Source organism: Halomicrobium sp. HM KBTZ05 (assembly GCF_041530035.1).
Lineage (GTDB): Archaea > Halobacteriota > Halobacteria > Halobacteriales > Haloarculaceae > Halomicrobium.
In genome coordinates this window covers 2,360,263-2,374,267 of the sequence record NZ_CP168057.1, presented here as the reverse complement: position 1 = coordinate 2,374,267, position 14,005 = coordinate 2,360,263, and the positions used below count along the sequence as shown (strand labels likewise).

The 14,005-nt window shown below is 66.8% G+C and carries 12 protein-coding genes; 7 read left to right on the top strand and 5 right to left on the bottom strand.

From position 1 onward, the window contains the following. Nucleotides 1-85 precede the first annotated feature (85 nt). From ACAH01_RS12315 to ACAH01_RS12295, 5 genes are all read left to right on the top strand, one after another. Nucleotides 86-676 (top strand): DUF2150 family protein, encoded by a 591-nt coding sequence (locus ACAH01_RS12315; RefSeq protein ID WP_153552855.1) that lies wholly within the window; start codon nucleotides 86-88, stop codon nucleotides 674-676. Nucleotides 677-738: 62 nt separating this feature from the next. Then, nucleotides 739-2,757 carry an Ig-like domain-containing protein gene (locus ACAH01_RS12310; RefSeq protein WP_372479376.1) on the top strand — a complete coding sequence of 673 codons (2,019 nt, stop codon included), beginning with the start codon at nucleotides 739-741 and terminating at the stop codon, nucleotides 2,755-2,757. Nucleotides 2,758-2,844: 87 nt separating this feature from the next. Further along, on the top strand, nucleotides 2,845-4,188 hold the full coding sequence (gene hmgB / locus ACAH01_RS12305; RefSeq protein WP_153552857.1) for a hydroxymethylglutaryl-CoA synthase: 1,344 nt from the start codon (nucleotides 2,845-2,847) through the stop codon (nucleotides 4,186-4,188). 621 nt (nucleotides 4,189-4,809) lie between these two features. Further along, nucleotides 4,810-6,018, top strand: coding sequence for a PQQ-binding-like beta-propeller repeat protein (locus tag ACAH01_RS12300; RefSeq protein WP_372479375.1), 1,209 nt, complete (start codon nucleotides 4,810-4,812; stop codon nucleotides 6,016-6,018). Then, nucleotides 6,015-6,818 carry a hypothetical protein gene (locus ACAH01_RS12295; protein WP_372479374.1) on the top strand — a complete coding sequence of 268 codons (804 nt, stop codon included), beginning with the start codon at nucleotides 6,015-6,017 and terminating at the stop codon, nucleotides 6,816-6,818. Before ACAH01_RS12300 ends, ACAH01_RS12295 begins: the two co-directional genes overlap by 4 nt. A gap of 31 nt (nucleotides 6,819-6,849) precedes the next feature. On the opposite strand, the gene ACAH01_RS12290 is transcribed toward ACAH01_RS12295, so the two are convergent. After that, nucleotides 6,850-7,368: a hypothetical protein gene (locus ACAH01_RS12290; protein WP_372479373.1), complete on the bottom strand. Its 519-nt coding sequence runs from the start codon at nucleotides 7,366-7,368 to the stop codon at nucleotides 6,850-6,852. An 81-nt stretch (nucleotides 7,369-7,449) separates the two neighbouring features. Between ACAH01_RS12290 and ACAH01_RS12285 the strand changes: the two genes are divergently transcribed. After that, the gene (locus ACAH01_RS12285; RefSeq protein ID WP_372479372.1) at nucleotides 7,450-8,226 is read left to right on the top strand and encodes a PHP domain-containing protein; all 777 of its coding nucleotides are present in this window, start codon (nucleotides 7,450-7,452) and stop codon (nucleotides 8,224-8,226) included. A 3-nt stretch (nucleotides 8,227-8,229) separates the two neighbouring features. Here the strand turns inward: ACAH01_RS12285 and ACAH01_RS12280 are convergent, their stop codons facing one another. Further along, complete coding sequence (locus ACAH01_RS12280; protein WP_153552862.1) at nucleotides 8,230-8,937, bottom strand: helix-turn-helix domain-containing protein; 708 nt, start codon at nucleotides 8,935-8,937, stop codon at nucleotides 8,230-8,232. Nucleotides 8,938-8,984: 47 nt separating this feature from the next. Further along, nucleotides 8,985-9,554 (bottom strand): hypothetical protein, encoded by a 570-nt coding sequence (locus tag ACAH01_RS12275; protein WP_153552863.1) that lies wholly within the window; start codon nucleotides 9,552-9,554, stop codon nucleotides 8,985-8,987. Between the two features lie 84 nt (nucleotides 9,555-9,638). On the opposite strand from ACAH01_RS12275, the gene ACAH01_RS12270 reads away from it, so the two are divergent. Beyond that, the gene (locus ACAH01_RS12270; protein WP_372479371.1) at nucleotides 9,639-10,871 is read left to right on the top strand and encodes a hypothetical protein; all 1,233 of its coding nucleotides are present in this window, start codon (nucleotides 9,639-9,641) and stop codon (nucleotides 10,869-10,871) included. On the opposite strand, the gene ACAH01_RS12265 is transcribed toward ACAH01_RS12270, so the two are convergent. Both ACAH01_RS12265 and ACAH01_RS12260 read right to left on the bottom strand, forming a co-directional pair. Further along, nucleotides 10,859-12,523 (bottom strand): CRTAC1 family protein, encoded by a 1,665-nt coding sequence (locus tag ACAH01_RS12265; protein ID WP_372479370.1) that lies wholly within the window; start codon nucleotides 12,521-12,523, stop codon nucleotides 10,859-10,861. The genes ACAH01_RS12270 and ACAH01_RS12265 overlap by 13 nt on opposite strands. Then, the gene (locus ACAH01_RS12260; RefSeq protein ID WP_372479369.1) at nucleotides 12,520-13,824 is read right to left on the bottom strand and encodes a hypothetical protein; all 1,305 of its coding nucleotides are present in this window, start codon (nucleotides 13,822-13,824) and stop codon (nucleotides 12,520-12,522) included. The genes ACAH01_RS12265 and ACAH01_RS12260 overlap by 4 nt, the downstream gene beginning before the upstream one ends. Between the last annotated feature and the right edge of the window lie 181 nt (nucleotides 13,825-14,005).

Genomic DNA, 14,005 nt, shown 5'->3' with positions numbered 1-14,005 from the left:
TGTCTCGCCTCTGTGGATCGGTACGGTAACTTCTTGCGTCCCCGGTGGTCGAAAGTACTATCCCCGGCCATGTGTAGGGAGGGATATGAGCACTCCACCGGGGGAGTACTACACGGAGGAACGGTGGCAAAACTGGATCGACCGCCTCGACGAAGAGGAGATCGATCCGGAAGACGAAGATTCCGCTCGCCTGCTGTTGAATCTGCAGGACGATGCGGCGATCGCCGTCGCCAAGATCATCACCGATCACGACGACGAGTTGATCGATCGGGACACCGCGCTCGAGGAGATCGCGGACATCCGCGCGATCGTCCTCGAAGAGATCGACCTCGACGACGAGGAGACCGTCATGCTGATCGACGGCGTCCAGACCTCCCTCGTCTGTGTCTTCTACGCCGCCGAGGAGTATATCGCCGAGGGCCCCGCCGAGGAGGGAACGGTCATCGACTACATCGAGGCCGCGGCCGACGCCGAGGCCGAGGAGGACCTCGACGCGGCGCTCGGTTACTGCGTCCAGGCCGGTACGTTGGTCATCGACGGCGAGGAACTCGACGTGGACGCGGCCGCGGAACTCGAGTACGGACTGGTCTCGGAGTGGGCCAACGGACTCGATAGCCTCCAGACGGCAATGAGCGACCCCGAGGTCGTCGAAGAAGACGAAGAGGGCGACGCGTAGTCGTTATCGTTTGGATCATAGCTGCGGACAGCTTTTTTACCGGGTACTGACAAGGACGGGCAATGCGACTCCGGGACGACGACCGCGCCCAGTCGGTCCAGATCGGAGCGGTGTTGCTGTTCGCGATGCTCGTCGTCGCGTTTTCGAGCTATCAGGCCTTCGTCGTCCCGAACCAGAACCGCGCGGTCGAGTTCAACCACAACCAGGATATTCGAGACCAGATGCAGGATCTGCGCAACGAACTGGTCTCGATCCACGGCGAGACGGCGACCAGATCGGTGACGCTGACGCTCGGGACCCGCTATCCCGCTAGACTCGTCGCCGTCAACCCCGGGCCCGCCTCGGGGACGATCCGCACCAGCGAAACCGCGGATTCCGGGGCGAATCTGACGATCGAGAACGCTACCGCCAGCGGTGAGACCGGCGACTTCTGGAACGGCACGGGTCGGCGCTACGACACCGGCTTCCTCGTCTACCAGCCCAGCTACAACGTCTACGGACAGGCACCCGAGACGGCGTACGAGAACACGGTCCTGTCGAACCGCTTCGCGGACGAGAGCCTGGCCGCAACAGGCCAGACGATGATCGACGGCAAGCGGATCAGCCTCGTGACGATCAACGGCTCTCTGAGCCGGACCCAGGCCGGTTCGACGAGCCTGGACCTCGAACCGGTGAGTACGTCGACGACGACGGTCGCGGTGTCCAACGACTCCTCGAACGTGACACTCTCGGCGGCGACGCAGCTGTCCGAGTCCGAGTGGGACGCGCTCCTGGCGGACCAACGCGACGAGAACGGTGGTCACGTCCTCGACTACGAGGTTCAGACGATCGCTGGCGCTCGGTACGATCGTCTGTCGGTCACGCTCGAACCGAACGTCTCCTACCGGCTCCGCATGACGAAAGTCGGGGTCGGGAGTCAGGTCACTGCGGAAGACGAGGCGTATCTCACTGACGCCGCAGGCAACGCGACGCGACTGGAAACTGGTGATACGACGACGGTGACCCTCGAACTCCGGGATGCGTACAACAACCCCGTGACGGACGGGCAGATCAACGCGTCGGCAGAGAGCGGGACGCTCTCCCCCGACCAGGTAGCGACCGACGAGAACGGACAGGCGACGTTCACCTACGACAGCACCGGCGTCGCCGGTGGGCAGTGGGTCGACCTGAAGTTCAGTGCCGTGACGGAGCCGACGACCTCGTTCGACGGGACGACGCCGCGCAACGTCACGATGCGGGTCTACGTCGAGAGCGAACCGTCACGTTCACCATCGGCTGGCAGCGGTGCGTACAACGTCACGTGGCTGGACCCGTCCGATCAAACCGGGATCGACTGTCCGAACGGAGTGGACAATCCCTGTACGCTGGACTTCTCTCAGACCTCCGAAGCGACGCTGTCGATGGCGACAGACCCGATTGTCGACGGCGGAGCGGTACAGTACGCGACAAACGATACGCAGGTCGGTACGGTGTCTGCTTCGGGAACGACGAATGCCGTCGGGGAGAACTCGACGACGTTGACACCGGTGAACAACGGAGGGGTGACCGTATACACGTCGAGTGGCGGGGGAGGCGACCGTCTGAGCTTGGAGATCATCAACAGGGCAACCCTCGTGTACAACGACGACGCTGTCGCGCGAGACAACGCTGACCTTGGCATCACTACCGGAGGAGTCGAGTTCACGCTGACGAACGAGTTCGATCAAGAGTTGACGATCACTGATGTCCGAATCAACGAAACTAGTGGAAACGTGGCGCGACTCAGTGACGGCCTCGGAGCGCCAAACGATGAACCAGGCCGAACGGAGCTGTACATCGAAACCGACCGTAACGACGGCTGGGTAGATGTCAACGATGGGGTTGGATTACCGAATACGTTCGATCTCGATACGGACGGTTTTAGTAACAACGGAGACGCGACCGCCTCAAGCCAATCGACATTGCGATTCTCTCTCTACGAATTCGAGAACCCTGGTGGGAGAGAGGTTGACATGAGTGGTGAAACGATCTCGGTTACGGTTTTCTATCGCCTAGATAACGGTACTACCGGCACGAAGAAGTTCAGATTCACTGTTTCGTAGGATGTCGCATCTCGGTTCGAGGTACTTTCGACGATCGTCGAAGTAATAGTCGACAGTATCTTATACGGCGGCGGTAACTCTCAGTGTATGACAACGGTCGGTATCGACGCGATCGAGATTCGGACGGGCAAACTCCAACTGGACCTCGCGGAGACGTTCGCGCCGGCACAGGACGAAGACCCCGGCAAGTACACGAAGGGGCTCGGTCTCCACGTCTCTTCGTTCCCGGACGTGTACGAGGACATCGTGACGATGGCGGCCAACGCGGCACACCGGCTCATGGAACGCAAGGGTCTGACGCCCGACGACATCGGCCGGATCGACGTGGCGACGGAGTCGGCCTTCGACAACTCCAAGCCGGTGTCGACGTACGTCGCCGGCTGTCTCGAACAGGTGTACGACGAGGACTTCCACCACGCTAACAAGGGCGAGCGGAAGTTCGCCTGCATCGCCGGGACCCAGAGCCTCGACGACGCCTACAACTGGATCCGCGCGGGCCGCAATCGCGGCCGCAAGGCGCTCGTGATCGCGACCGACACCGCGCTGTACGCCCGCGACGACCCCGGCGAGGCGACGCAGGGTGCCGGCGCGGTCGCGATGATCGTCGACGAAGACCCCGACTTCGTCGAGCTGTCGACCGACCAGGGCTTTGGCAGCGCCGACGAGACGGACTTCCTGAAGCCCAACCAGCAGTTCCCCTCCGTCGACGGCAAGCGCTCGATGAAAGTGTACCTCGCACGCATGCGCGAGGCGATGGAGGACCTCGAACGCGCCGGGGTCGAACTCCACCCCGACGACTTCGCGCTGATCCCGTTTCACACGCCGTTCCCGGGCATGGTCCGCAAGGCCGCTGCTCTGGGCTATCGCCACGTCTGTCGTGACACGGACGTCGAACTCGAACTGGCCGAGGAAATCGGCCGCCAGCCCCGCCGCGAGGAGTTCAAGACACAGGAGCAGTTCTTCGACGCCATCGAGGAGTACACGGACGCACTCACCGAGACGGAACGCTACGAGGACTGGTACGCCGACACGATCGAGCCGACCCTCGAAATCGCCCGCGAGGTGGGCAACTGGTACACTGGCTCCGTCCACGTCGCCCGCGTCGCCGGCCTCAAACACGCACTTGAACACGACCGAGATCTGACCGGGGCCCAGCTCCTCGTGGCCTCCTACGGCTCGGGCGCACAGGCCGAGATCCACGCCGAGACAGTCGCCGACGGCTGGAAAGCGGAGATCGAGGCGCTCAACGTCGACGACCAGCTCGACCGGCGCTACGACATCTCCTTCGAGGAGTACGAGCGCATCCACGACGTCCACAACCACGACACCGACGACTACGCCGACGTGGAGGAACTCACCACGCCGAGCGAGGAGTTCGTCTTCGACGGCTGGGGTCGGATGGGCGAACGGAAGTATCGCTACGTGCGGTAGGAAATTCGACGGATCGAGAGCGGAGCGAACGATCCGTTTTTTCGCCCACGTTTTTGCAAGGGGGTACCCGCAGCGAAGCGAGGGTACCTCCGCAGGAAAAAGGTGGGTAGCGGGCCGGATGGGCGAACGGAAGTATCGCTACGTGCGGTAGGCAGTCGGACGGAACGCGAACGGAGCGAACGATCCGTTTTTTCGCCCACGTTTTTGCAAGGGGGTACCCGAAGCGAAGCGAGGATACCCCCGCAGGAAAAAGGTGGGTAGCGGGCCAGATGGGCGAACGGAAGTATCGCTACGTGCGGTAGGCAGTCGGACGGAACGCGAACGGAGCGAACGATCCGTTTTTTCGCCCACGTTTTTGCAAGGGGTACCCGAAGCGAAGCGAGGGTACTCCCGCAGGAAAAAGGTGGGTAGCGGGCCGGATGGGCGAACGGAAATACCGATACGTGCGGTAGGCAGTCGGACGGGACGCGAACGGAAGTATCGCTACGTGCGGTAGGAAATTCGACGGATCGAGAGCGGAGCGAACGATCCGTTTTTTCGGTGTCGGGTGTGCTCGCGGATGCCGGTTCGCGACCGGGGAACCACCACCGATTATTGTTCGCCGGCTGAAGAGGGGCGGTGATGCCCTCCACTCGACGACGGTTGCTCGCGTCTGCCGGATTCGCACTCGCTGGCGCTGTCGGCGGCCCCGTTGCCGGCGCACAGTCCGAGTCGCCCCCCGAACCGGTCTCGTGGCCGATGGCCCGCTACGACGCGGCTGGCACGGCCCACCACCCGTCCGCGACGGGGCCGCGTGGCGAGGTCGAGGTCGCCTGGAGCCACGAGTCGACGGACTGGTTCCGGGGGACCACGTCGCCGATCAGCGTCGGTGGCCGGCTCTACGCGGCCGGGGGCGGCCTGCTCGCGCTGGACCCGGAAGACGGCGAGCGAGTGTTCGGAGCCTCGGGACCCTACCAGTCGAGTCCCGCCCGCGCCCCGGCCGCCATCTACGAGACGGCGACGCTGGCCGTGACCACGCCGACGGAGGTCTTCGGTCTGAACGAGGGCGGCGGGATCGGCGTGCCCCTGACGGACGAGCGTCTGGGTGTCGAGCGGTGGCGCGGGCCGGGTTCGAAGCCCGGCTTCTTCGGCCCCCCGGAACCGCCGTCGCCGGTCGTCGCCGACGAGACGATCTACAGCCCCGTTCCGGCCGGGGAGTCGCTCGTCGCGCTGGACTCCGAGAGCGGTGGTATCCGCTGGCGGGTGGCGTTCGACGACGAGGAGACGAGTTCGTCGTTCCAGCGCCCGGCCGTCCGGGACGGGCTCGTCTTCGCGACGGCCTGGCCCGGACAGGTGTCGGCCTATCGCGCCGAGAGCGGAGTCCGGGAGTGGCACCGCAACCTCGACGAACAGATGATCAGCTCACCGGTCGCGACGGCGGAGGGCGTGGTCGTTCAGACTCGCGAGGATGTCCGGTTGCTCGACCCGGCCGACGGGCGTCTCCTGTGGGACACCGACCTCGACGCGAACGTCACCGACAGCGTCCCGGCGGTCGCCGACGGGACCGTGTTCGTGGCCGACCAACTGGCGTCGATGCGCGCGCTCGACCTCGCGAGCGGCGAGGTGCTGTGGACGACGCCGTTCGACGGCAAGACGGCTCCCGTCGTGGCCGACGGCGTCGTGTACGCGGTCCGCTCGGGGTTCGAACTGGTCGGACTCGACGCCGCGAGCGGCGAGCGACTGTTCACCTACCGGCCCTCACAGATGCCACTGTCGCCGCCGATCGTCGGCGACGGACGGCTGTACGCCGCCAACCGAAAGCGCGTGATCGCGCTGGAGGAGACGGCATGACGCCGGAGTCAGACGGCGGGACGGTCGTCGACGACGGTGCCGTCGACGAACGGTCGTCGTCACCGCAGACGACGGTGACCGTGCTGCGGGCCGCCCTGACGGAACTCCGGCGGGACCCCCGGCTGCTGGGTCCGTTCGCCGTCGCCGGGCTCCTTGTCGCACTCGCAGACTGGCTCCGGCAATGGGACCCGATCCCCGTCGCGACGCCCAACTGGATGGCCGAGACCGTCAGCCTCCAGTACTCGGTGTTCCCCCGCGGGACCGCCCGAACCGGCAGACACCTCGGTGCGGTCGTGGATCTGGGGCTGCCGTACCTCCTGGGTGCAGTCGCCCTGGAAACCGCCGTCCTGCTGGCGATCGGCGCGGCCGGGTGGCTGACGATGACGCGCGCCCTCGACGGCCAGCGAGACCGCGGGTCGCTGGCTCGCTACCTCGCGGTGCTCGTCACTGTGACGGCCGTTCTCGGCGTGTTCGGTCCCGTCGAGTTCTCGCCGGGGAGCGTCCCGCTGGGACTGCTCGTCGTGTTCGCCATCTCGTTCGTGGTGGTCTCGCTGTTCCCGTTTCCCGGATACCTCGCCGTCGGTCTCGGCGTCCCGGCGGCACTGCGGGCGAGCGTCGCGACGGCGCGCGGACAGCGCTTCCGGCTGTTCGGTCTCGTCCTCGCGTTCGGTCTCGCCGTCTGGGGGCTGGCGCTGGTCCCCGTCGCCGGTGGATTCCTGAGCACGGCGCTCGTGGCTCCGGTCCAGGCCGTCTCGATCGCCGTCTTGCTCCGGCAGTCCGGGCCGGTGTCCGCCGAGTGACACCGGGCACTCGCCGGCCGTCCGCCCTCGCTCAGCGGAGGAGCCAGTCGAGACTGGAGGCACACGTGTAGCTCCCGCCGGTGCCGTCCGATTCGAGCCTGAGTTCGTGCTCTTGCTCGCGCTCGGTGCAGGTGCGGATGTCGGTGTGGACGTGGCGCTGGTCGTCGCCGAGATCCTCGACGACGTAGATCGTGACGTTCCCCGGCGTCCAGGCCTCGACAGTCGTCGTCACGTTCTCGCCCGGCTCGACGGTGTGGCGCTGACTGGGGACGCCGTCGTCGGCTATCGTCACGTTCCGGAACTCGCCGGGCCAGTAGAGCTGTTCGAGCGTCGCGAGTCGGCGGTCGCCGTCGTCGGTCGTAACGGCGAAGTTCAGCTCCATCACGGACTCGGTCTCGGCGACGGTGTAGGCGGTCACGCGGTGGGTGGAGTCTGCCTGGTTCTCGATCGTCAGCTCGGGCGGGGCGTCGATCACCCCTCCAGCGACGACGGAGAGTCCACTCAGAGCGAGCAATCCGACGAGGAGGGCGGTCGTCGTTCGGGGGGCCATGGTGTCGGCGACGAAGGGGGAACTAACGGTTCTTTCGCTCGCGGCGCAACCGACTTTGCCGGCGGTGCCCAGTGGACCACCGTGTACGACTACCACGCCCACACCAACTACTCGGACGGTCGGTACATGTTCCACATGGCCCGGGCCGCGGCGGCGGCGGGGATCGACGGGATCGGCTTCACCGATCACTGCACCGTCACCGAGCGCGCGTTCCGCCGCGAGGAGCGAGCCCGCTACGGGTTCAACCTCGACGAGACCTACGAGCGCCGACGAACGGGGATCGAGTCGCTGCGCGCGGAGACCGACGTGGCGATCTACGACGGCGTCGAGATGGACTATCACCCGAGCGACGAGGACGCGATCGCCGACTTCCTGGCCGAGGCCGACTTCGACTACGCGATCGGGAGCGTCCACGAACTCGACGGCGCGAACGTACAGGTCCCCTCGAACTACGCCGGCCGCTCCGAGGCAACACTCGACGCCCTCGTCGACGAGTACTTCGACCGTCTCGTCGAACTGATCGAGTCCGAGCTGTTCGACGTGGCCGCCCACCCGGACCTGATCGAGCGGACGCCGCCGCTGGCCGGCCGCGCGACCGAGGAGCAGTATCGCCGCGTGGCGGCGGCGTTCGCCGACTCGCGGACGATCCCCGAGATCAACGCCGGGCGTGCGCTGACCGATCTCGACCTCGTCCACCCGACGGCACCGTTCCGGTCGGTGCTGGCCGAGTACGACGTGTCCGTCACCGTCGGTTCCGATTCGCACACCCCCGATGAGATCGAGGCGCGAGTACCCTTCCTGCGGTCGTTCTTCGAGGAGGCAGAACTCGATCCCGTCGCGCCGCCCGCACTCCAGTAGCGCCTACCGGAGTTCCCGCAGCCCCGCCAGCATCTCGTCCATCTCGGCGTCCGCGATGGCGAGCGAGAAGCCGTCGATGCGAGCGAGATCGACCGCGTGGTCCCAGAGGGCGTCGGATTCGAGTCCGTGCAGGACGACCGCGTTGGGCGTCGGCGTCACGACCCGCAGCGCGACCAGCGGCGACTCGCCGCGAGTCACGTCGGTAAACACCAGCGCCCGGTTGGTCGACTGCCCGTAGAGCTGGTAGAACTCGTCCGACGAGAGCCGCGTGATCGCGGCGATGGAGTTGATGACGGTGTGGCCGGCGACGGTGTCGGCGTCCCCGCCGACCAGCTCGGTGGCCCCGATGGCGTCGTAGAACTGTGCCAGCGGGACGTTGGCGGCGTACTCGCCCAGATCGTGGACCACGTCGGAGTCGAAGCCGGCCGAGAGGACGCGAGCGTGCTGGCGGATGTGTTCGCCGCCGCGTCGCTCGTCGATGTCAAGCAGCGCCGAGACGACCCGCCTGACCACGCCGATGCCGGGGTTGTCGCGCCGCCCGCTCTCGTAGTCGGAGACGACAGAGGGCGACACGTCGAGCGCGTCGGCCAGCCCCGTCTGGCTCACTTCGAAGTCCGTGCGCCACTTGCGGACGGTCTCGCCGGGCGCGTCGCTGAGCGCGATCTCGCCCGCCATCTTCTCTGCCAGTTCCGCCCGCGGTCCCCGAACCATACCTCACCGTCTACACGGAGACGGGCAAAAGCGTACCGGAGCCGCCGTCACCGGCCGCTGCTCGCGAGGGTGGCCCCGATCCCCGCACCGATCGAGCCGAACACGAGCGGGTAGACCAGCCCGGCCAGCCCGATCGCCGGCACCAGCGTCGGCCCGCCCGACGAGGAGTCGACGGTGACGGTAAAGAGGACGGCTCCGACGATCGCCAGCGGGAGGTAGCCGGCCGTGACCGCGCCGCCGGTCCGCACCGCGTCGCCCACGTCGCTCGCGTCGGCCATCCGGGCACCGAAGAGGCCGGCCGCGATCAACAGCGCCGGTGGGAGCACGTACAGGACGGGCGACAGCGCGTCCCCCTGTGCGATGTAGTTGAGGACCTCAGTGCCGCCGAGAAACGGGATGTCGATGTCGATCGTCGTCGTCACGCCGTGGGCGTTGTAGAACACCCAGCCGACGAGCTTCCAGGCGACGCCGCCGTCGCCGACCGCCTCGACGATCTGGTTCAGGCTCGACTCCTCGACGGCGGGGCCACTGAGGACGTACGTGAAGACGTAGCCCAGCACGTACGCCCCGATCCCGCTTCCGGCGGCCGGTCCCAGCTCGCGAACAGTTTCTTTCATGCCGTTCGCCCTGCGAGCAGCCACGGTATATGTCTTTGGGGCCGCGAGGCAAACACTGATGCCGACGACGGCGAAAGCGACCGTATGGCAACGAGCGCGTCGCTGACCGAGCCGTCGGTCCTCGCGTACACGAAACGCGAGCTGTTTCCCGGCGACGATCCGGACGGCTACGTCGTCGCGGACACGCAGTTCGCCCAGGAGCGGTGGGTCGACCGCCGCCCGATCGCCGAGGAGACGAAGGCCGCACTCGCGCCGTTCAATCACGTCCAGGTCGGCACCGGCTACCCGGATCTCGTCGGCGTCGGACCGCTGGACGACGACCTGCTCGCGGTCGACCGGCAGGGCGAGCGGCCGCCGCTGGTGGTCGTCGAGGCCAAGGGCTACTCCGGCGGGACGGTCGACGGAGAGCGTGCCGTCGTCCAGGCACACGACCGGCTCGACGAGGCCAACGTCGCCTTCGTCTCGGCACCGCTGGCGTCGATTCGAGACGGCGAGCGCACGCTGGCGCGCGAACTGAACGTCGGCGTCCTCGGCGTCACGGAGGGCGGGCGTGTCGAGGTGCTCGAACGGCCCAGAGTCGTCGGGAACCGGACCGACGGCGAGGCCGGCGCGATCCGGTTTCAGGCCGGTGCCCAGGGCGTCGCCGAGAAGAGCTTCGGGCTGAACCACCCCAAGAACTACCTGGCCTACCCGCTGGCGGTCGCACACGACGGCGAGACGGACCGACTCGTCGCCGACCACGTCGTCGGCGCGGTCGACGCGGCCCGCCAGGGCGCGGCCTTCCTCGGGCTGGTCGACGCGGAGCCCCAGCCGACGCTGACGCCGCTGGGTCGGGAGGTCGTCCGGTTCGGACTCGACGCGTTCGGGACGCTCGCGGCGGCGCTGGCCGACTTCGAGTCGTATCGCCGATCGCGAAAGCGGTTCGTCGACGTCGCCCCGCGCTGGGGACAGGTCGCTCGCCGCGTCGTCTACGCCTACCCGGCGACGACGCTGCTGGTCGAGGAACTCCAGCAGATGCACGACGACGGCATCGAGGCCCCCTCGCTGGTCGAACTGGTCGAGTGGCTCCACGCCCACCACCCGACGTTCACCGTCGAACTGTTCTTCCGTGGCGACGAGACGGTCCGAGAGCGCGTCCTGACCGAAGGCGGCGATCTCAGGGCAGCCGCTCTCTCGGCGGGGAGGGTCTATCACTCGCCGACGGTGTTTCAGCTCAAGGCGATGCTGTACCACGCCGGTCTGCTCACGGATCGCGGGGCCGAGCCGTCGAAGCTCGATCCAGAGCGCGACACGTGGGCGCTGTGTCACCCGGTCTGATCGCCGGTCGGGAACGTCGTCACCGTCTCGATACCGTCGAGCGAGAGGCGGACCCGCTGGTTCGGTGCCACGTCGTCGAAGGTCCGTTCGGTCCCGTCGGGCCACGTGACCGTGATCGTCACGTTGCCCTCGCCCGCGAGGCCGACGTGACCGACCTGGCTCTCCTGTGAGAGATAGTCCGTCTCCGAGTACTGGACGACCTGCTGGGTACTCTCCTCGCCGGTCACGGTGACGGTCGCGCCCAGCGCCGTCCCGCCGGTCTCGTCGACGGCCCGGAACTGCAGGCGATCCGTGTCGCTGGTGACCGTGTTCTCGTAGACGGCAAAGCGGTCGCCGTAGGCGGCCGAGATCACGTCCTGATCCCCGTCGTTGTCGAAGTCGAGCGCGACCAGGCCACGCCCGTCGGTCTCGGGGAGCCCCCGCTCGTCGGCCGCGAGGTTCTCGAAGCCATCGTCGGTCCGCTCCCAGAGCATCGGGAAGGTGTAGTGTGGATCGTCGGGGTCCAGCCGGAACACGTTCTGGGTCGCGTGCATGAGGTCGCGGTCCCCGTCGTTGTCGAAGTCCGTCGCCGTCGCGGCCCACCCCCAGCCGCCCGTCTGGACGCCCAGGGATTCGGCTCGATCCTCGAAGGTGCCGTTGCCCCGGTTGATCATCACGGTGTTGCCCTTCGTCCGGCCCGAGTGGAAGGCGAACGTCGACATCCGTTCGAGCAGCTCGTAGCGCTCCTTGGACATGTTGTCCCGGGAGATGGGTAACTCGATGTTCGTGACGAACACGTCCCGACGGCGGTCGCCGTCGAAGTCAGCGACCTCGGCTGACATTCCGTTGCGTGCGGTCGGCCCCTCCAGTTGTCGCTGGCTGAAGGTGCCGTCGCCCTCGTTGACGTAGAGCACGTCGGTGTTGAAGTCGTTGGCGACGTAGATGTCCGGTCGACCGTCGCCGGTGAGATCCGTGGCGGTCGCGGCCAGACTCCAGCGGTCGCCCTCGATGCCGGCGTCCTCGACGCGCTCGAACTCGCCGCCGACGTTGCGATAGAGGTAGTTGGGGTAGCCGTTGTCCGACGTGAGGGTCTCGTTCAGTGCGCTCTTGCCGGCCGGGGTCTTTTCGAGCCAGTCGCCAGACTGGTAGAGGAACAGGTCGACGCGGCCGTCACCGTCGAAGTCGGCCGGGGCGGCCCCGAGCGGGTGGGTGACGTTCCCCAGGCCCACGTCGTCGGGCTCGAACGATCCCTCGTCGTTGTGGAGCGCGACGACGCCACCGCCACGGGGCAACAACAGGAGGTCTTTCCAGCCGTCGTCGTCGTAGTCGACGAACGTGGCGCTCTTGAACTGCCGGTCGTACTCCGGCAACGCTCCCGAGCGACTGAACTCGCCGCCGGTGTTCTCGAACAGCACCGGCCGCTCGCCGCCGACCGCAAGCACGTCGTCCCAGCCGTCGTTGTCCACGTCGGCGACGTAGACGCCCGCGTTGCCGTTGCCGGCACCGCCCGCCACGTCGTCGCTGTAGTTCAGCCCCACCTCTCCGGTCACGTCCTCGAAGCCGATCTCGCCGCCGGTGTCACCGCTTTCTCCCATCTCGGCGATCGAGGTGCAGCCGGCGGTCACGGTCAGGAGTGCGACGACGGTGACCGCCAGCGTCCGTCGGTCGATCATGGTGTCGGGAGCGCGCGGTCCTCGCGCGCGGGGACGAGAATCGCCGTCCGTCCCTTCGTTTCGAGGTAGTCGACGATCCCGTGTTCGTCGTCGTCGACGTCGAAGTCGTACTCCTCGGGCTCCATCGCCCGTCGGGTGGTGACGAAGTCCTCGATGTCCTGCTGGATCGAGGTGAAGTTGAAGTCGACCGGCTCGGGGGCGTCCGTCGCGACCCCCTCCGAGCGCCGCAGGATGAGCGGATCGAACGAGTCGTCACGGATACTCGCCAGCTTCTGTGAGTGACCGACACGGTCGTCTCGCTCGGCGTCCTCGGCCATCCGATCGACGTCCGTCTCGGTGATCGAGCTCTCGCTGCCGAGCTTGTCGGCGGTCTCGCCGATCTCTTCGGGGTCGTGAGCGGGACAGAACATCTTCTCGGTGCGGTCTTCGAGGTCGCCGCTGTCGTACCACCGATCGAGATCGATGTGCAACCGACCGACTGCCGCGGTCGTCCCACCGGCGAACGGTCCCGAGTCGATCGTCACCGCCGCTTCGCTGGGCTGGGAATCTTTGAAGCCGGAGCGAAATCCCATCGAGAGGGGGGCGTCGTCTGGCACGTCGTCCTGCTCGACCTCGTCGGCGACCAGCCCCTGTCCCACGACGCCGGTGCGGCGCGTCGTCCGTTCGAAGATCCCGGACAGGGTCGCGTCGAACGTGACGCCGTTGAGCTCGTCGATCTCGCCCCACAGCGCTTCCTCGGCACCGATCGTCAGCGAGCCCAGATCGCTCGTCAGGAACAGAACTGCGTCGAACTCGTCTGCGTGTTCGGGGTCCTCTCCGATCGATTCGAGGAGTGATTCGGGCGACGTGATCTGCTCGACCGAGCTCCCGAGCCGATCGAAGTACCGGCTCGTGTAGCCCAGCATCGTCAACAGGCCGTCGTTGATCGCCGCCGACGGATCCCCACCGGTTCCCCACCTGACGGCCGTTTCGAGCGTCGAGAGCGCCGCCTCGACTTGCTCGCGCTCTGCCGTCGTCGGCGGCACCGAGCCGACGTAGGAGAGTCCCAGGATGACCTGGTGCTGGGGCAGCGACGTGTTACCGTGTGCCCCGTGGACGAGGTACTCGTTCCACTCGTGTTGCCCGTCGGGCAGCGACGCCGTGTCGGTGCCCGACGGGAAGCGCCCACCGCCCGTATCGGTCGCTCCCCCCTCGTCCAGTTCCCGTTCCATGCACGCGGCGAGTGCGGCCGTCCCACCGATCGCAACCGCCGACCGAACGAAATCGCGGCGAGAGATCCCTCGCATACGGTCGGATGACATTGACTGGCATTACCTTCACACCCTGATAATTCTTTCGCGAAGACGCTGTCATTTCGGTGTCGCCGAGTGAAACGAACTGGCTTTCGACCGCAGATCTCCTCGTTGCCCACCAACAGTGAACGATGCCCCCGACAGTACGGACAATCACACCTGAGACTGCGTACCGAGCGAGGTTCCGTGC

What these genes read in the sequence shown, in the direction of transcription:
- ACAH01_RS12315 (WP_153552855.1), top strand. Translation starts at nt 86, where the DNA reads ATGAGCACTCCACCGGGGGAGTACTACACGGAGGAACGGTGGCAAAAC.
- ACAH01_RS12310 (WP_372479376.1), top strand. Translation starts at nt 739, where the DNA reads ATGCGACTCCGGGACGACGACCGCGCCCAGTCGGTCCAGATCGGAGCG.
- hmgB (WP_153552857.1), top strand. Translation starts at nt 2,845, where the DNA reads ATGACAACGGTCGGTATCGACGCGATCGAGATTCGGACGGGCAAACTC.
- ACAH01_RS12300 (WP_372479375.1), top strand. Translation starts at nt 4,810, where the DNA reads ATGCCCTCCACTCGACGACGGTTGCTCGCGTCTGCCGGATTCGCACTC.
- ACAH01_RS12295 (WP_372479374.1), top strand. Translation starts at nt 6,015, where the DNA reads ATGACGCCGGAGTCAGACGGCGGGACGGTCGTCGACGACGGTGCCGTC.
- ACAH01_RS12290 (WP_372479373.1), bottom strand. Translation starts at nt 7,368, where the DNA reads ATGGCCCCCCGAACGACGACCGCCCTCCTCGTCGGATTGCTCGCTCTG.
- ACAH01_RS12280 (WP_153552862.1), bottom strand. Translation starts at nt 8,937, where the DNA reads ATGGTTCGGGGACCGCGGGCGGAACTGGCAGAGAAGATGGCGGGCGAG.
- ACAH01_RS12275 (WP_153552863.1), bottom strand. Translation starts at nt 9,554, where the DNA reads ATGAAAGAAACTGTTCGCGAGCTGGGACCGGCCGCCGGAAGCGGGATC.
- ACAH01_RS12270 (WP_372479371.1), top strand. Translation starts at nt 9,639, where the DNA reads ATGGCAACGAGCGCGTCGCTGACCGAGCCGTCGGTCCTCGCGTACACG.
- ACAH01_RS12265 (WP_372479370.1), bottom strand. Translation starts at nt 12,523, where the DNA reads ATGATCGACCGACGGACGCTGGCGGTCACCGTCGTCGCACTCCTGACC.
- ACAH01_RS12260 (WP_372479369.1), bottom strand. Translation starts at nt 13,824, where the DNA reads ATGTCATCCGACCGTATGCGAGGGATCTCTCGCCGCGATTTCGTTCGG.